Source organism: Pseudomonas sp. K2I15, from assembly GCF_002204795.1.
Lineage (GTDB): Bacteria > Pseudomonadota > Gammaproteobacteria > Pseudomonadales > Pseudomonadaceae > Aquipseudomonas.
On the sequence record NZ_NIXO01000085.1, the window covers coordinates 1 to 16,362 of the forward strand.

11 protein-coding genes are annotated in these 16,362 nt (G+C 60.9%); 10 read left to right on the top strand and 1 reads right to left on the bottom strand.

What is annotated here, in order from left to right; all coding sequences use genetic code 11:
* Positions 1–576 precede the first annotated feature (576 nt).
* The 6 genes from CEC48_RS28690 (at position 577) to CEC48_RS28715 (ending at position 5,973) form a co-directional block, all read left to right on the top strand.
* Positions 577–1,362 carry an ABC transporter substrate-binding protein gene (locus CEC48_RS28690; protein WP_088426866.1) on the top strand — a complete coding sequence of 262 codons (786 nt, stop codon included), beginning with the start codon at positions 577–579 and terminating at the stop codon, positions 1,360–1,362.
* Positions 1,363–1,453: 91 nt separating this feature from the next.
* Complete coding sequence (locus tag CEC48_RS28695) at positions 1,454–2,143, top strand: ABC transporter permease (RefSeq protein ID WP_088426868.1); 690 nt, start codon at positions 1,454–1,456, stop codon at positions 2,141–2,143.
* The gene (locus CEC48_RS28700) at positions 2,140–2,838 is read left to right on the top strand and encodes an ABC transporter permease (RefSeq protein WP_088426869.1); all 699 of its coding nucleotides are present in this window, start codon (positions 2,140–2,142) and stop codon (positions 2,836–2,838) included. The genes CEC48_RS28695 and CEC48_RS28700 overlap by 4 nt, the downstream gene beginning before the upstream one ends.
* Before the next feature lies 1 nt (position 2,839).
* Positions 2,840–3,952, top strand: a complete 1,113-nt coding sequence (locus CEC48_RS28705) for a succinylglutamate desuccinylase/aspartoacylase family protein (protein WP_088426871.1) — start codon at positions 2,840–2,842, stop codon at positions 3,950–3,952.
* 27 nt (positions 3,953–3,979) lie between these two features.
* Positions 3,980–4,744, top strand: a complete 765-nt coding sequence (locus CEC48_RS28710; protein WP_088426873.1) for an ABC transporter ATP-binding protein — start codon at positions 3,980–3,982, stop codon at positions 4,742–4,744.
* A 248-nt stretch (positions 4,745–4,992) separates the two neighbouring features.
* The gene (locus tag CEC48_RS28715; RefSeq protein WP_003214334.1) at positions 4,993–5,973 is read left to right on the top strand and encodes a GlxA family transcriptional regulator; all 981 of its coding nucleotides are present in this window, start codon (positions 4,993–4,995) and stop codon (positions 5,971–5,973) included.
* 1 nt (position 5,974) lies between these two features.
* Here CEC48_RS28715 and CEC48_RS28720 read toward each other — a convergent pair whose 3' ends face one another.
* Complete coding sequence (locus tag CEC48_RS28720; protein WP_088426875.1) at positions 5,975–10,957, bottom strand: dermonecrotic toxin domain-containing protein; 4,983 nt, start codon at positions 10,955–10,957, stop codon at positions 5,975–5,977.
* A 313-nt stretch (positions 10,958–11,270) separates the two neighbouring features.
* Here CEC48_RS28720 and CEC48_RS28725 point away from each other — a divergent pair, with 313 nt between their 5' ends.
* The 4 genes from CEC48_RS28725 (at position 11,271) to astD (ending at position 16,280) form a co-directional block, all read left to right on the top strand.
* Entirely contained in the window at positions 11,271–12,491 is a 1,221-nt protein-coding gene (locus CEC48_RS28725; RefSeq protein ID WP_088426877.1) for an aspartate aminotransferase family protein, read from the top strand.
* 226 nt (positions 12,492–12,717) lie between these two features.
* A complete protein-coding gene (gene aruF, locus CEC48_RS28730; RefSeq protein WP_088426879.1) occupies positions 12,718–13,737 on the top strand; it encodes an arginine/ornithine succinyltransferase subunit alpha in 1,020 nt (339 codons plus the stop codon).
* A gap of 51 nt (positions 13,738–13,788) precedes the next feature.
* Positions 13,789–14,814 (top strand): arginine N-succinyltransferase, encoded by a 1,026-nt coding sequence (gene astA, locus CEC48_RS28735; RefSeq protein ID WP_088426881.1) that lies wholly within the window; start codon positions 13,789–13,791, stop codon positions 14,812–14,814.
* The gene (gene astD, locus CEC48_RS28740; protein WP_176438800.1) at positions 14,811–16,280 is read left to right on the top strand and encodes a succinylglutamate-semialdehyde dehydrogenase; all 1,470 of its coding nucleotides are present in this window, start codon (positions 14,811–14,813) and stop codon (positions 16,278–16,280) included. Before astA ends, astD begins: the two co-directional genes overlap by 4 nt.
* Positions 16,281–16,362 lie beyond the last annotated feature (82 nt).

The window sequence follows — 16,362 nt, forward strand, 5'->3', positions numbered from 1 at the left end:
AGTCAGCACATCGGGTAGCTGATCCACCGCTTTCGCGAGCAAGCCCGCTCCCACAGTTTGATTGCATTTCAAGTAGAGCTGGGTGGGGCTGACAGACCGTCATTACCTGGAGGCCAATAAATATCGGTTTCACTCGTAGGAAGTTTCTGAATGTTACCGAGCCCCTTAAATGTGTAACCCCGCGCCCAAATATGAGGCAAAGGGCTACGCCCATGCCCCTAAAACCCGCGTTTTAGACACCCTTAAAAATTAGATCAAACGCTACACTTGCCGTGCTAGAAGGGTTTGCGAATAATAGGCCCGCAATTTGCAGCGTTAACAGGTTTAATATCTTTTGCCTCTGCATAAAATCCAGGGGCTGTCAATGTGCTGGAACCGCTTTCTCAGTGCTTCTGTAAATTGTTGTCGCATTGAGGAAATATCGGCTTCCGGCCTGTCGTTAGAATGCCGATCACTCGCTCGTCGTCGCCGATGCTGAACTGGCGCAGGACGCAGCAACGCTATTCGGTTTCACTCAGTCGCATCGTGGGCTCTGGCTCATACTGCTGTTTTGCCCTATACCGATGGAGTCCCAAGATGAAGAAACTCGTGCTGTTGGGCGCCCTGGCGCTGTCCGTGCTGTCCATGCAGGCTTTCGCCGAAGGCAAGCCACTGAAGATTGGTATTGAAGCGGCTTACCCTCCGTTTGCCTCCAAGGCACCGGACGGCAGCATCGTCGGTTTTGACTACGACATCGGCAACGCCCTCTGTGAGCAGATGCAGGTCAAGTGCACCTGGGTCGAGCAAGAGTTCGACGGCCTGATCCCGGCGCTGAAAGTGCGCAAGATCGACGCCATCCTGTCTTCGATGTCCATCACTGAAGATCGCAAGAAGTCCGTGGACTTCACCAACCGTTACTACCTCACCCCAGCTCGCCTGGTGTTGAAGGAAGGCACGGTTGTCAGCGACAGCCTGGATGAACTCAAAGGCAAGAAGATCGGCGTACAACGTGGTTCGATCCACGACCGTTTCGCCAAGGAAGTCCTGGCTCCTAAAGGCGCCACCGTGGTGCCTTACAGCTCGCAGAACGAAATCTACCTGGACGTGGAAGCCGGTCGCCTTGATGGCACCGTGGCCGACGCCACCCTGTTGCAAGAAGGCTTCCTCGACACGCCAGCCGGTAAAGGCTACGCGTTCACCGGCCCGGCCTTCACCGACGCCAAGTACTTCGGCGACGGCATCGGCATCGCGGTACGCAAGGGCGACAAGGAAAACCTGGACCGCATCAACGCTGCTATCGCCGCGATCCGTGCCAACGGCAAGTACAAGGCAATCCAGGACAAGTACTTCAACTTCGACATTTACGGCCCAGAAGCTAAGTAAACCGTCGCAGCTGTCTGTCCGCAATGGCGCAAGCAACAGGGTCTCTGAAGTTTGCGCCATTTTTTCATCCCCCTTTTCGAGGACCTGAATCATGTTGAAAGGCTACGGGGCTGTCATCCTCGATGGCGCATGGTTGACGCTTCAGCTCGCCTTGTCGTCCATGGCCTTGGCCATTGTTCTGGGTCTGATCGGGGTCGCGTTGCGTCTCTCGCCGGTGCGCTGGTTGGCCTGGCTGGGCGACCTGTACTCCACGGTGATCCGCGGGATCCCCGACCTGGTGCTGATCCTGCTGATTTTCTATGGCGGTCAGGACCTGCTTAACCGCGTCGCGCCCCTGCTGGGCTACGACGACTATATTGACTTGAACCCCTTGGCCGCCGGTATCGGCACCCTGGGTTTCATCTTTGGCGCCTACCTGTCGGAAACTTTCCGTGGCGCCTTCATGGCCATTCCCAAGGGCCAGGCCGAAGCCGGCATGGCCTATGGCATGAGCCCGTTCCAGGTGTTTTTCCGGGTGATGGTGCCGCAGATGATTCGGCTGGCGATTCCCGGGTTTACCAACAACTGGCTGGTACTGACCAAGGCCACCGCGCTGATTTCGGTGGTGGGCCTGCAAGACATGATGTTCAAGGCCAAGCAGGCGGCAGACGCCACCCGCGAACCTTTTACCTTCTTCCTCGCAGTGGCGGCGATGTACCTGGTGATCACCAGCGTGTCGTTGCTGGCCCTGCGTCATCTTGAGAAGCGCTACTCGGTAGGCGTAAAGGCGGCTGATCTATGATCTTCGACTACAACGTCATCTGGGAGGCCATGCCGCTGTACCTTGGCGGCTTGTTGACCACCCTGAAACTGCTGGCCATTTCGTTGTTCTTCGGCTTGCTCGCTGCCTTGCCCCTGGGCCTGATGCGCGTGTCCAAGCAGCCGATCGTCAACGGTGCTGCCTGGCTTTACACCTACGTGATTCGCGGCACGCCGATGCTGGTGCAGCTGTTTTTGATCTACTACGGCCTGGCCCAGTTTGAAGCGGTGCGTGAAAGCTTCCTGTGGCCGCTGCTGTCCAGCGCGACCTTCTGTGCGTGCCTGGCGTTTGCTGTGAACACCAGCGCCTACACCGCCGAAATCATCGCCGGCAGCCTCAAGGCCACGCCCCATGGCGAGATCGAAGCGGCCAAGGCCATGGGCATGTCGCGCTACAAGCTGTATCGCCGGATTTTGCTGCCATCGGCCCTGCGCCGGGCGCTGCCGCAATACAGCAACGAAGTGATCATGATGCTGCAGACCACCAGCTTGGCCTCCATCGTGACCTTGATCGACATCACCGGTGCCGCGCGCACGGTGAACGCCCAGTACTACTTACCGTTCGAAGCCTATATCACCGCCGGCGCGTTCTACCTGTGCCTGACCTTCATCCTGGTGCGCCTGTTCAAATTGGCCGAAGGCCGCTGGCTGAGCTACCTGGCTCCACGGAAGCATTGATATGGAACGTATCGATCACCTGTTGCCCTGGGGTCACCTGGGCTGCGAACGCCAACTGACGGTGTTCCGTTTCGGCAGCGGCGAGCGCAAGGCCTATATCCAGGCCAGCTTGCACGCCGATGAATTGCCCGGCATGCGTGCCGCCTGGGAGCTGAAAAAGCGCCTGGCCGAACTGGAACAGCAAGGCGCCCTCAATGGCGTGATCGAGTTGGTGCCGGTGGCCAATCCGATGGGCCTGGGGCAACTGCTGCAAGGCAGCCACCAGGGCCGTTTCGAGATCGGCAGCGGCAAGAATTTCAACCGGGATTTCGTTGAGTTGAGCGAGCCGGTAGCCGAGCTGCTCGAAGGCAAATTGGGCGATGATCCCCACGCCAACGTGCGCATGATCCGCCAGGCCATGAGTGATGCACTCAATGCCTTGCCGGCGCCAAGCAGCCAATTGCAAGGCATGCAGCGGGTATTGCTGAGCCATGCGTGCACCGCAGATATCGTTCTCGACCTGCATTGCGATGCCGAAGCCGCACTGCACATGTACGCGCTGCCGCAGCACTGGCCGCAGTGGCGTTCGCTGTCGGCGCATTTGAATGTGAAGGTCGGCCTGCTGGCGGAAGATTCCGGCGGCAGTTCGTTTGACGAAGCCTGTTCGCTGCCGTGGCTGCGTCTGTCCCGGGCGTTCCCCGAGGCGCAGATTCCACTGGCATGCCTGGCGACGACATTGGAGCTGGGCGGTCAGGCCGATACTGGCCGTGACGAAGCGATTTTCCACGCCGAAGGCATCCTGGCGTTTCTTGCCGAGCAAGGCTTGATAACCGGGGAGTGGCCGAAAGCCGCCCACGAACCCTGTGAAGGCCTGCCCTTTGAAGGCACCGAGTTGTTGTTCGCGCCCCACGCCGGCGTGATCAGCTACCTGCGTAAAGCCGGTGATGTGGTGGAAACCGGCGACCCGATATTTGAAGTGATCGATCCCTTGTCCGACCGCGTGAGCATTGTTTGCGCGGGCACGCCTGGGGTGTTGTTTGCCGTTGAACGGCTACGTTATGCCCAAGCGGGTTTCTGGCTGGCCAAGGTGGCGGGGCGCGAAGCGCTGCGGCACGGGCGCTTGCTCAACGACTGACCAACTGTTTTTGTGAGAACCGACCGCATGTACAAACTTGAAGTCCAAGACCTGCATAAACGCTATGGCAGTCATGAAGTACTCAAAGGCGTGTCCCTGGCCGCCGCGGCCGGTGATGTGATCAGCATCATCGGGTCCAGTGGTTCGGGCAAAAGTACCTTTTTGCGCTGCATCAACCTGCTGGAGCAACCCCACGCCGGCAAGATTCTGCTCAATAACGAAGAGCTGAAACTGGTGGCCAACAAGGACGGCGCCATGAAGGCTGCGGACCCTAAACAGCTGCAACGCATGCGTTCGCGACTGTCGATGGTGTTCCAGCACTTCAACCTGTGGTCGCACATGACCGCGCTGGAAAACGTCATGGAAGCGCCGGTGCACGTTCTGGGCATGTCGAAAAAAGACGCCCGGGAAAAGGCCGAGCACTACCTGGCTAAAGTCGGTGTGGCTCATCGTAAGGATGCGTTCCCCGGCCATATGTCCGGTGGTGAGCAGCAGCGCGTGGCGATTGCCCGTGCCCTGGCGATGGAACCTGAGGTGATGCTGTTTGACGAGCCCACCTCAGCCCTCGACCCGGAGCTGGTGGGCGAAGTGCTCAAGGTGATGCAGGACCTGGCCCAGGAAGGCCGGACCATGGTGGTGGTGACTCACGAAATGGGCTTTGCCCGTGAAGTCTCCAACCAGCTGGTGTTCCTGCACAAAGGCATTGTCGAAGAACGTGGCAACCCGCGCGAAGTGCTGGTCAACCCACAGTCCGAGCGTTTGCAGCAGTTTCTTTCTGGCAGCTTGAAGTAAACAGAACTGCTTTTGTGCACTGAATTAGTGCAAGCTTCACAGTCTTGAGGTTGCCCCAATCCCCTGTGGGAGCGGGCTTGCTCGCGAATGCGGTGGATCAGTCACCCGATGTATCAACGGATACACCGCTTTCGCGAGCAAGCCCGCTCCCACATTTGGATCTTCATCAGCTTTAGAGATTTGTGTTGGTTTACCGGCTAGCATTGGCCTTTGTCTTCATTACTGTTACTCGCTTCGGATAGCACTCCATGACTGCCCATCGAATTGGTTTCCTGATTTGGCCCAGCACTAAAGCACTGACGCTTGCGCTGGCTGAGGAGGCCTTGCGTGTTGCTCAGCGGGTGCATCCGGACGTGGTGTATGAACTGTCGTTTTTGCAGGCCGAGCCGCCGATCGACGGCGCCTGGCAACTGCCAGGTGAGCCTTGGGCGGGCAAGCTGGAAGGCTTTCAAAAGCTGTTCCTGCTGGCGGATGAGCCGCCGACCGTCATCGCTTCCCAACTCAGCACCGCCCTCAAGCAGCTTGTTCGGGCGGGATGTGTGATTGGCGGTCTGTCGGCCGGTGTTTACCCATTGGCGCAACTGGGTTTGCTCGACGGTTATCGCGCCGCTGTGCACTGGCGCTGGCAGGACGATTTCGCCGAGCGCTTCCCCAAGGTCATCGCCACCAGCCATCTGTTCGACTGGGACCGTGACCGCCTGACCGCCTGCGGTGGCATGTCGGTGCTCGACCTGTTGCTGGCGGTGTTGGCCCGTGATCACGGCGCTGAACTGGCTGGTGCAGTGTCGGAAGAATTGGTGGTGGAGCGCATCCGCGAAGGCGGCGAGCGCCAACGCATCCCGCTGCAAAACCGCCTGGGCTCCAGCCATCCAAAGCTGACCCAGGCTGTTTTGCTGATGGAAGCCAACATCGAAGAACCGCTGACCACCGATGAAATCGCCCAGCATGTGTGCGTGTCCCGACGACAACTGGAGCGGATCTTCAAGCAATACCTCAATCGCGTCCCCAGCCAGTACTACCTGGAACTGCGCCTGAACAAGGCCCGCCAGATGCTCATGCAAACCAGCAAGTCGATCATCCAGATCGGCCTGTCGTGCGGCTTCTCCTCGGGGCCGCACTTCTCCAGCGCCTACCGCAACTTCTTCGGCGCCACCCCCCGTGAAGACCGTAACCAACGGCGCAGCAGTAGCCCGTTCGAATTGTCGTCGGTGCCTTCCGAGCGCGGTTGAGTCAGCTGTCGGGCTGGGCGTTTATGCGGGCACGCTGGATGTAAAGCCTGAGTGTATGCCTGCTTTCTGCGGACAGCGGGTTCAGGTCCAATCGCAGTGCAGCAAAGATTTCCGGTGGCACTTCAAGCAACTCGGGGCCGATATCACGGATGGCGTTGTCGCGCAGGTCTGCGTCGGTGAGCCGCCTTAACGAAAGCAGCCCCGGCGGTATCTCCCGGATGCCGGTGCTTTGCAAATCAAGCACTGTCAGGTGTTGCATGGTGCCAACGCTGGGAGTGGTGTCCAGCAGGTTGTCGCTCAAGTCCAGGTAGGTCAACTCGGTCAAATTGCCCAATTCTTCTGCGCTGGTGGGTGTCAGCTGAATGTCGCAGCGTGGCAGCACCAGTTCGCGCAGTGCCGGCATCCGGAACACTTGATGGGGAATCCGCTGCAAGCGGTACCCATGAATCGACAGGCTTCGCAACTTGGGGAAGCTATTGAGGAAGCGGCTGACGCGCGAGGTAGCGCTTTCACCAAACAGCGTCAGCAACGAGACGTGATCGAAATTGGCCGTCAGGGCCGGCAGGTCTCCCAGAAGCGTGTCTTCAAAGGTCAACTCGTGGGTGATGTGTGCACTGTCGTTGGTAGTGTCGACGGTGGTTTCCCGGCGCCAGCAAGCTTCCAGCCGTTCCTTGAGCCTGAAGCGTTTGACCTGTTCATAGGCGCGGTCACCTGGCCCCAGCTCGATATCCAGTGTGGGGTGCCGGGTGGGTACGTTGATTCGCCATTCCTCAAGGTCTGCCGTGAGTTTGTCGTACTCGGCTTCCAGGCGGCTCAGCTCCAGTCGCGCCTGTTGCAGGTCGCCGGGCATACCGAAGAGGTAGCGGTTGCACTCGGTGGTGTTGAAGGTAGGGTAGAGCACTTTGAGCCGGTCGATATCGACTCGTGGTGCGGTGACTTCCCAGCGTTCGCCGGTGCGCTGGAAATGCGCTTTGACGCGCTCGATAACGGCTTCGGGGAAGGGATTTTCCTCAAGGTCAAACCCTGAGCTGATCGCGTCAGGCAGATCAAAAAACGCGTCGGGTAACTCGGTGATTCGGTTGTTGTTGAGGATTGCGCTCTCCAGCCGCGGCCTGGTCAGCAGGCCGGTGGGTAACTGCTCAATGCCGGTGGTGGACAGGTCCAGGTACTTGAGGGCAGGTATGGCTTCGACGTTGGGGGTGATGCCCAGCGGGTTGTTATAGAGGTCCAGGGCCGCCAGGTGCGACAGTGACGCCAGTGTTGCCTGACTCTGTGGGGTCAGGCGAATGCCGCAGCTGTCGAAGATCAGGTCGGTCAGGCGGGGCATGTCTGCCAGCCCGTCGGGCAGGGTGGCGAGGGGGAAGTTGCGCAGCTCCAGTTGCCGTAACTGGGTGAAGTGGCGAATAAACCCATGGGCGCCCAGGCTGTCCTCGTCGCCCAGCAGGCTGAGTGAGGAGACGTGGTCGAAGCGGGCGGTCAAGGTCGGCAGGTGCCCCAGGATCGGTTCTTCGAATATCAGGCTGTAGTCGTTGCCGGTGTCTTCTTCCAAACCGCTGCGCTCGGTTTCCCTGCGCCAGCAACGCTGGATTTCGTCGGCAAAGGCGCTGCGTTTTTGCTGTTCGTAGGCCTGCACTTCAGGCGTCAGTAGTGCCTGGGTCTGTGGGTGCCGCGCGGGTGTTTCAGTGACCCAGGTCGACAGGTCCTGGCTCAATCGTGTGTACTCGGCCTCTAACTGGAGCAGTCCCGCCAGGGCGCCGCCGGGCTGGTGGTGGAGCTGGCGAATCAGTTCCCGGTTTTGTTCCGCGCTGTGGCCAGGGTAGAGCGCCTGGGCGCGTTGTTCCCGGGAGAGTGGGGCGCCCGGTTCCGGCATCGGGTGCGCCGGGGCTGGGTAGCCGTTCATTCCTCCCAGCAGGCGCTGGGTGCTTTTTGCGCCAGGCGGGCGAACCGGGTGTTTTTCCAGAATGGCGAGTAGGCGATCCCGGGGCAGCGCGACCTTGCCAATCCCTTCGCGCAATTGCGGCCCTTGGCGGATGTGCAGGTTCAGACTGTTGCGTTCGGTATCCGGCAGGGCCTGGAGCACCGCGTTGTAGAAGTCGGTGCTGCCGTGCAGATGATGACCGTCGCTGTCATAGGTCTGGTACTGGCCTTCTTCGTGCACCAGTACCTTGAGTTGCGCGCCATTGGTGGCGCCGACGCGGTCGCGAACCGTGCCTTCAAAGGTGTGCTCGCGGACTTCCAGGCGCACCTTGCCCGACCAGCCCGGCAGCCTGGGCAATGAATGCAGGGCCAATGCGTGGCTGTCCAGATTGCCGGTGGTGTGCAGGTGCAGGCCTTCATAGGCCCGGTTCAGGCGGGTTTCCTGGCGGGCCCAGAGTGCCAGGTCCTGCAGGCGTTTTGGCACGCGTCCGGTGTTGAGTTCAAGGTGTTCGGCGGGAGTGGCCTGGGTTGCCAGGATGTCAGCCATCGTCGCCGGCAGGCCCGGTGCGCTGTCCATCAGGTGTTGTGCCTGGGCGTGTGCGGGGCGGTTCACTGCGCGATAGTGGGATTCAAACAGGCTGTTTTTTTGTGTTTGGGCAACCTTGGCGAGTTTCTGTCTCAATGCCTGGTTACGTGCGGCCAGCGTGTGGGCGGGGCGGCCAGGCTCTTCACCCAGCATCGTTTTGATCTCGCTCTCATCCAGCCCCAGCAAGATCGCCTTGAGCAGGTCGCCGTTTTTCAGTTGCCCCCGATTGATGGTCACTTGTGGCGCGCGCGGGTTCGGTGCGAAGTGCCACAAGGTTTTTCCCTGGCTGTCGACAACCCGCAGCGCGCGGGTCTGCGGCCATACCCCATCGATGCAGAGCAATTGCAGTTGGGTCATGGTCGAGGCCTGGCCGTATTGCGCTGGATCGTCACTGTTCATCTGGCGGATGAAGGTGTCGATGTCCTGCTCGATCTTGAAGCGTTTCAAGGTGTCGGCCAGCGCGGCCGGGGTCGGCTGGTGCTGGACATGCATCATGCGCAATGCGTTTTCATTGATGTGGCTGATGCGCTGGATGTGTTCCAGCTCGGCCGTACTGAAGGGTTCGGCGCGGTGGCCCAGGCGTCGCAGCAGGGTGGCGTTGTCCCAATACAGCGGTTGGTCCAGCTCGGTGTGCCAGGCGCCGGTGCCGTTATGCCAGACCTTGGGTTGGTAGGCGTCGGGGCGCCTGGGGTGGGCGAGGGTGATAGCGGGGTGTTCCGGCGGCTTATTGAGCACGTAGGGCGTGTTGTCGATGGGCACCACGGGTTGGTCGAGGTGGCGGTGGATGCCCTGTTCATCGGCGATCGAACCTATGGGCAAGGGTGTTTTACGGGCATAGGGTTTCAGGTCCGGCTCCCAATACAGCGTCTTGCCGCTGGGGACCTGTACCGGTTTGAAACGGTCGATGAAGCTGACGGTCCGCTGCGGCAACAAGGCGCGAAACTCACCGGCGACAACCGCCCCGCCAGCACCCAAGGTGCCCAACTGAATCAGCGCCTCGACCGTTTCCATCAAATGCTCAAACGCTTCGCCGGTGCGGCCCTGGGCCCAGTCGACGATCCCTTCGAAGGTTTCATCCAGCAGTTGATAAGCCATGTAGGCCAGCATCACTTCGCCGAGCACCGGCACAAACGGCGCGATGATCAGGGCTGCAATGTTGAGCAGGGTCTTGGCGATGTTCTGGAATGAGTCCCACAGTTGCCAGCGCGCTTTCTGGTCGACGTCGGCGGTGGAGACCGCGATGACCCGGGCGTCATTAAGGATCTTGTTCAGCTTTTGCTGATACAGATGCGTCAACAAATCACCGGGAATGACCGGTGCGCTCAGTTGCAGGTTGGGCCGTTCCAGTGGGGTTTCGCGCCAACTGGGTTGCGGGTCGCCGGCCACGTGAGGGTGCCAGGTGACCATTGCCAGGCGCTGGTTGAGGTTGGCGAAAAAGAACCCTCGGTCTTCATGGGTGACGAAGCGGCTGAAAAAATGCTGGTAGTCGCGGCTGCGCAGTTGCCGGATCAGTTCTGCGGTGAATTCGGCTGTCGAGGCGTATTGCTTGATGGGGTGCTCGGGGTCATCCGGAATGTACGCCACCACCGGCACGGCCTCGCGATGGCGCTCCAGGTCGGGGGCAAACAGCACGATGCCGGTCAGCCGGGCAGACATCATGCGCAGGTCATGGCAGCGCAGCGGCTTACCCGCGATGCGCCTGTCCGGCTGGCCGTCGAGCAGGCCTTGCAGCGCCAGGTAGCTGGGCGCGTCAATGTCGTTCTTCATGCGTGCCAGTTGCAGCGCAACCGCAAGCGCTGCGCGGTCACTGGCCTGGACCTCGCGTTGCAGCAGCGTCGCGGCCACGGCATTGGTGATGCCCAGGTTGTCCTCCAGGTAGGTTTTGTACCGGGCGCCGATATCCAGGCTACGGCACAGCTGGGTAAACGCCGGGATCGACAGGCTGCGCTTGATCTCGGGCAGTGCGCGGAACTGGCCGTTGGCATCGGGCTGGGTAATGAACTCGCTGGCGGCTTCGAAGGCCTCGCGGTGCGTCTCGCTGGCCTCGAAGTTGTGCAGCGCGGCGTCCAGCAGCGAGACGGTCCAGGTGCGTGCGGCCCCGGTCTTGATGGGAAACCAGGGCGTGGTCGCCGGGATGTACAGGCGCAAATAGGTGCTGCTCACGTCCAACTCCAGGCTGAACTGTGTCTTCAGTGCAGCTTCCAGCAGGGGTTTGGCGAAGGCGCTGGCGTCTTTGAGCAGCGCCAGGCGTTGGTCGACCTGGTTTTGTGCGCTCCAGTGGGTGGTGTTGTGCAAGCGCAATTGCCGGTGTTGCTCGCCGGTGGCGGTGGTGTACCAAGGCTTGATGTGCGGCAGGGCGTTTTTGAGTTGCGCACGCCGGCCCGCAGAGGCGCCGGTCAGCCATTCGGGAATGGCCTGGGCCAGCGGTTGATAATGACTGTCGGGCTGCTGTGGCTGGTGTTGCTCGTCGATGTCAGGCATGGCGCAGTTCCTTGGCGCGGATAAGATCCACAGCACACCAAAAACCGTCTGGAGAAGGGCATTACATAGTTGCGCTTCACCGAGCGCCCACCGCCGGTCAAATCAATTACGGCCAACCACGCCCATAACCACGCCGGGCGGTTTAAACTGCGCCATTGCGATGCTATTTGTCGCATTGGCGTAAACCCGCGAAAATCGCGGGTTGGCGCTATAAGAAGTTGTCGCTTGGCGGCAAGGCCGCGCTGAAAACTGTCCTTACAATCCCTGCATCGCTTGCCAGTTTCAGGCAGGCGTTCCTCTTCAGGAGACTCCGATGTCCGTTGAGCAAGCCCCGGTGCAACGTGCCGATTTCGACCAGGTCATGGTTCCCAACTACGCACCTGCTGCTTTCATCCCCGTGCGTGGCGCAGGTTCCCGCGTGTGGGACCAGGCGGGCCGAGAGCTGATCGACTTTGCCGGCGGCATCGCGGTCAACGTATTGGGCCATGCCCACCCGGCGCTGGTCGGTGCACTGACCGAACAGGCGAACAAGCTGTGGCACGTGTCCAACGTCTTCACCAATGAGCCGGCCTTGCGCCTGGCCCATAAGCTGATCGACGCCACATTTGCCGAGCGTGTGTTCTTCTGCAACTCCGGCGCCGAAGCCAACGAGGCCGCCTTCAAGCTGGCCCGTCGTGTTGCATTCGACCGCTTCGGCACTGAGAAATACGAGATCATCGCCGCGCTGAACAGCTTCCACGGCCGCACCCTGTTCACCGTGAACGTGGGTGGCCAGTCGAAGTATTCCGACGGCTTCGGTCCGAAAATCGTCGGCATCACCCACGTGCCTTACAACGATCTGGACGCGCTGAAAGCTGCCATCTCGGACAAGACCTGCGCCGTGGTGCTGGAGCCTATCCAGGGTGAAGGCGGCGTATTGCCGGCTGAGCTTTCGTACCTGCAAGGTGCCCGCGACCTGTGTGACGCGAACAACGCGCTGCTGGTGTTCGACGAAGTGCAAACCGGCATGGGCCGCAGCGGCGAGCTGTTCGCCTACCAGCATTACGGCGTCGTGCCAGACATCCTTACCAGCGCCAAAAGCCTGGGTGGCGGTTTTCCGATCGCAGCCATGCTGACTCGCGAAGACCTGGCCAAGCATTTGGTCGTCGGCACCCACGGCACCACGTACGGCGGCAACCCGCTGGCGTGCGCGGTGGCTGAAGCGGTGATCGACGTGATCAACACGCCAGAAGTGCTGGCCGGCGTTAACGCCAAGCATGACCTGTTCGTTTCTCGCCTGGAGAAGATCGGCCAGCAATACGGCATCTTCACCGAAGTGCGTGGCCTGGGCCTGCTGCTCGGCTGCGTGCTGAGCGATGCCTGGAAGGGCAAGGCAAAGGACATCTTCAACGCCGCCGAGCGTGAAGGCCTGATGATCCTGCAAGCCGGCCCGGATGTGGTGCGTTTCGCCCCGAGCCTGGTGGTGGAAGATGCCGATATCCAGGAAGGCCTGGACCGCTTCGAACGTGCTGTTAAAAAGCTGACGCAAGCCTGATAGACCGTTTGGTGCCCGGTGAGTCGGGCGCCGAACACAAATTTTGTATGCCGGACCGGATCAAATGTGGGAGCGGGCTTGCTCGCGAAAGCGGTGGTTCAGTCGCTGGATGTGTTGACTGACACACTGCTTTCGCGAGCAAGCCCGCTCCCACATTTGGCTTTGTGTAGTTTCAGAGCCACCCCGGCATTTTCCCCTATGAGTTTTCGAGTTAAGGAGTGACACCATGCTGGTGATGCGCCCCGCGCAAATGGCTGATCTGGGCGAGGTACAGCGTCTGGCTGCGGACAGCCCGATTGGTGTCACCTCCTTGCCGGATGATGTCGAACGCCTGAGCGACAAGATCGCAGCAAGCGAAGCGTCCTTCGCCGCCGAAGTCAGCTTCAACGGTGAAGAAAGCTATTTCTTCGTCCTCGAAGACACCGAAGCCGGCAAGCTGGTGGGCTGCTCGGCCATCGTGGCTTCGGCCGGTTACTCGGAACCGTTCTACAGCTTCCGTAATGAAACCTTTGTGCACGCCTCCCGCGAGCTGAAGATCCACAACAAGATCCACGTGCTCTCGCAGTGCCATGACCTGACCGGCAACAGTTTGCTGACCAGTTTCTACGTGGTGCCGGAGCTGGTGGGTTCGCCGTGGTCGGAACTCAACTCCCGTGGCCGCCTGTTGTTCGTGGCCGGCCACCCGGAGCGCTTTGCCGACTCGGTGGTCACCGAGATCGTGGGCTACAGCGACGAGAACGGTGATTCGCCGTTCTGGGACGCCATTGGCCGCAACTTCTTCGACCTCAACTATGCCGCCGCCGAGCGCCTGTGCGGGTTGAAGAGCCGGACGTTCCTTGCCGAACTGATGCCGCATTACCCGATCTACGTGCCGCTGTTGCCGGACGCCGCCCAGGAAGCCATGGGCCAGGTGCACCCACGGGCGCAGATCACCTTCGACATCCTGATGCGCGAAGGCTTCGAGACCGACCATTACATCGACATCTTCGACGGCGGCCCAACGCTGCACGCACGGGTTTCGGGCATTCGCTCGATCGCCCAGAGCCGTGTGGTGCCGGTGAAGATCGGTGAGATGGCCAAGGGTGTCGGCCGTCAGTACCTGGTCAGCAATGGCCAGTTGCAGGATTACCGCGCGGTGATGCTGGAGCTGGACTACGCGCCGGGCAAACCAGTGACCCTGGACCTGGAAACTGCCGAGGCCCTGGGCGTCGGCGAAGGTGCCAGTGTGCGCCTGGTGGCGGTTTAAAAAAGAGTTTTACGGGTGGCTTGCAGCAAGCGGCCCGTTTGAGGAGATAGCATGATCGTTCGTCCCGTACGCAGCAGCGATTTACCGGCCCTGATTGATCTGGCGCGCAGCACCGGCACCGGCCTCACTACCTTGCCGGCCAACGAAGAGCGTCTGACCCACCGGGTCGGCTGGGCTGAAAAGACCTTTCGCGGCGAAGCCGGGCGCGGTGATGCGGACTACCTGTTCGTGCTGGAAAACGACGAAGGCCGCGTGGTGGGGATTTCCGCCATCGCCGGTGCCGTCGGCCTGCGCGAGCCCTGGTACAACTTCCGGGTCGGCCTGACGGTCAGCGCCTCCCAGGAGCTGAACATCTACCGCGAAATCCCCACGCTGTTTCTGGCCAACGACCTGACCGGTAACTCCGAACTGTGCTCGTTGTTCCTGCACGCCGATTACCGCAACGGCCTCAACGGCCGCATGCTGGCCAAGGCGCGCATGCTGTTTATCGCCGAATTCCCGCAGCTGTTCGGCAACAAGATCATCGCCGAGATGCGCGGCATGTCCGACGAAGCCGGGCGCTCACCGTTCTGGGAAAGCCTGGGCCGGCACTTCTTCAAGATGGAATTCAGCCAGGCCGACTACCTCACTGGCGTGGGCAACAAAGCGTTCATCGCCGAGCTGATGCCGAAGTTTCCGCTGTACACCTGCTTCCTGTCTGAAGACGCGCGCAACGTGATCGGCAAGGTCCACACCGACACCGAGCCGGCCTTGAGCATGCTCAAGAGCGAAGGCTTCAGTTACCAGGGTTACGTCGACATCTTCGACGCGGGCCCGGCGGTTGAGTGTGAAACCACCAAGATCCGCGCGGTACGCGACAGCGAATCGTTGGTGTTGGCGATTGGTACGCCAGGTGATGACGCCACGCCGTTCCTGATCCATAACCGCAAACGTGAAGATTGCCGCATTACCGCAGCACCGGCGCGGTTGGCTGCGGGCACTTTGGTGGTCGATCAACAGACCGCCAGGCGCCTGCAACTGATCGCCGGTGATCAAGTGCGTGCCGTACCGTTGTCTGCTGCCCGGGAGTCGAAATAATGAATTCGTTGTATATCGCAGGTGAATGGCTGGCTGGCCAGGGTGAAGTGTTTGAGTCGCTGAACCCGGTGACCCAGCAGGTGGTGTGGTCGGGTAACGGCGCCACCGTCGAGCAGGTCGAGTCGGCTGTGCAAGCTGCGCGTCAGGCGTTCCCTGCCTGGGCCAAACGTTCCCTGGAAGAGCGCCTGAGCGTGCTGGAAGCCTTCGCCGCCAACCTGAAAAGCCGTGCCGACGAACTCGCCCGCTGCATCGGTGAGGAAACCGGCAAGCCATTGTGGGAATCGGCCACCGAAGTCACCAGCATGGTCAACAAGGTCGCGATCTCGGTGCAAAGCTACCGCGAACGTACCGGCGAGAAGAGCGGCCCATTGGGCGACGCCACTGCCGTACTGCGCCACAAGCCTCATGGTGTGGTGGCCGTATTTGGTCCTTACAACTTCCCGGGTCACCTGCCTAACGGCCACATCGTGCCGGCGTTGCTGGCGGGTAACACCGTGCTGTTCAAGCCCAGCGAGCTGACCCCGAAAGTCGCCGAGCTGACCGTGCAATGCTGGATCGACGCCGGCCTGCCGGCGGGCGTGTTGAACCTGCTGCAAGGCGCACGGGAAACCGGGATCGCCCTGGCGGCCAACCCGGGTATCGACGGTTTGTTCTTCACCGGCTCCAGCCGCACCGGCAACCATCTGCACCAGCAATTCGCCGGGCGCCCGGACAAGATCCTCGCGCTGGAAATGGGCGGCAACAACCCACTGGTGGTGGACGAAGTGGCCGATGTGGATGCTGCCGTGTACACCATCGTCCAGTCGGCGTTTATCTCCGCCGGCCAGCGTTGCACCTGCGCCCGTCGCCTGCTGGTGCCGGAAGGCGCCTGGGGTGATGCGTTGCTCGCACGCCTGGTGGCGGTGAGTTCGACTATTGAAGTGGGCGCGTTCGACCAAACGCCTGCGCCATTCATGGGCTCGGTGATTTCCCTCGGTGCCGCCAAGGCGTTGATGGATGCCCAGGAATTGCTGCTGGCCAATGGCGCCGTGGCGCTGCTGGAAATGACCCAGCCGCAGGCCCAGGCCGCGTTGCTGACGCCGGGCATTATCGATGTGACCGAAGTCACTGATCGCGCTGACGAAGAGCTGTTCGGCCCGCTGCTGCAAGTGATCCGCTACGCTGATTTCGCCGCGGCAATTGCCGAGGCCAACAACACCCAATACGGCTTGGCGGCGGGTTTACTGTCGGACTCCGAAGCGCGTTACCAGCAGTTCTGGCTGGAAAGCCGTGCCGGGATCGTCAACTGGAACAAACAGCTGACGGGTGCTGCGAGCAGCGCGCCGTTTGGTGGTGTGGGGGCTTCGGGCAACCATCGCGCCAGTGCCTATTACGCGGCGGATTATTGCGCGTACCCGGTGGCCTCGCTTGAAACCCCGAGCCTGGTGCTGCCAGCCACATTGACGCCCGGTGTGACGCTGATCTAAATGTGGGAGCGGGCTTGCTCGCGAAGGCGGTGGTTCAGTCACTTGAAGTGTTGAATGACACACCGCCTTCGCGAGCAAGCCC

Excerpts from the sequence above, each read along its gene's own strand:
- CEC48_RS28695 (WP_088426868.1), top strand. The coding sequence starts at position 1,454 with ATGTTGAAAGGCTACGGGGCTGTCATCCTCGATGGCGCATGGTTGACG.
- CEC48_RS28715 (WP_003214334.1), top strand. The coding sequence starts at position 4,993 with ATGACTGCCCATCGAATTGGTTTCCTGATTTGGCCCAGCACTAAAGCA.
- CEC48_RS28705 (WP_088426871.1), top strand. The coding sequence starts at position 2,840 with ATGGAACGTATCGATCACCTGTTGCCCTGGGGTCACCTGGGCTGCGAA.
- astA (WP_088426881.1), top strand. The coding sequence starts at position 13,789 with ATGATCGTTCGTCCCGTACGCAGCAGCGATTTACCGGCCCTGATTGAT.
- CEC48_RS28700 (WP_088426869.1), top strand. The coding sequence starts at position 2,140 with ATGATCTTCGACTACAACGTCATCTGGGAGGCCATGCCGCTGTACCTT.
- CEC48_RS28720 (WP_088426875.1), bottom strand. The coding sequence starts at position 10,957 with ATGCCTGACATCGACGAGCAACACCAGCCACAGCAGCCCGACAGTCAT.
- CEC48_RS28710 (WP_088426873.1), top strand. The coding sequence starts at position 3,980 with ATGTACAAACTTGAAGTCCAAGACCTGCATAAACGCTATGGCAGTCAT.
- aruF (WP_088426879.1), top strand. The coding sequence starts at position 12,718 with ATGCTGGTGATGCGCCCCGCGCAAATGGCTGATCTGGGCGAGGTACAG.
- CEC48_RS28725 (WP_088426877.1), top strand. The coding sequence starts at position 11,271 with ATGTCCGTTGAGCAAGCCCCGGTGCAACGTGCCGATTTCGACCAGGTC.
- CEC48_RS28690 (WP_088426866.1), top strand. The coding sequence starts at position 577 with ATGAAGAAACTCGTGCTGTTGGGCGCCCTGGCGCTGTCCGTGCTGTCC.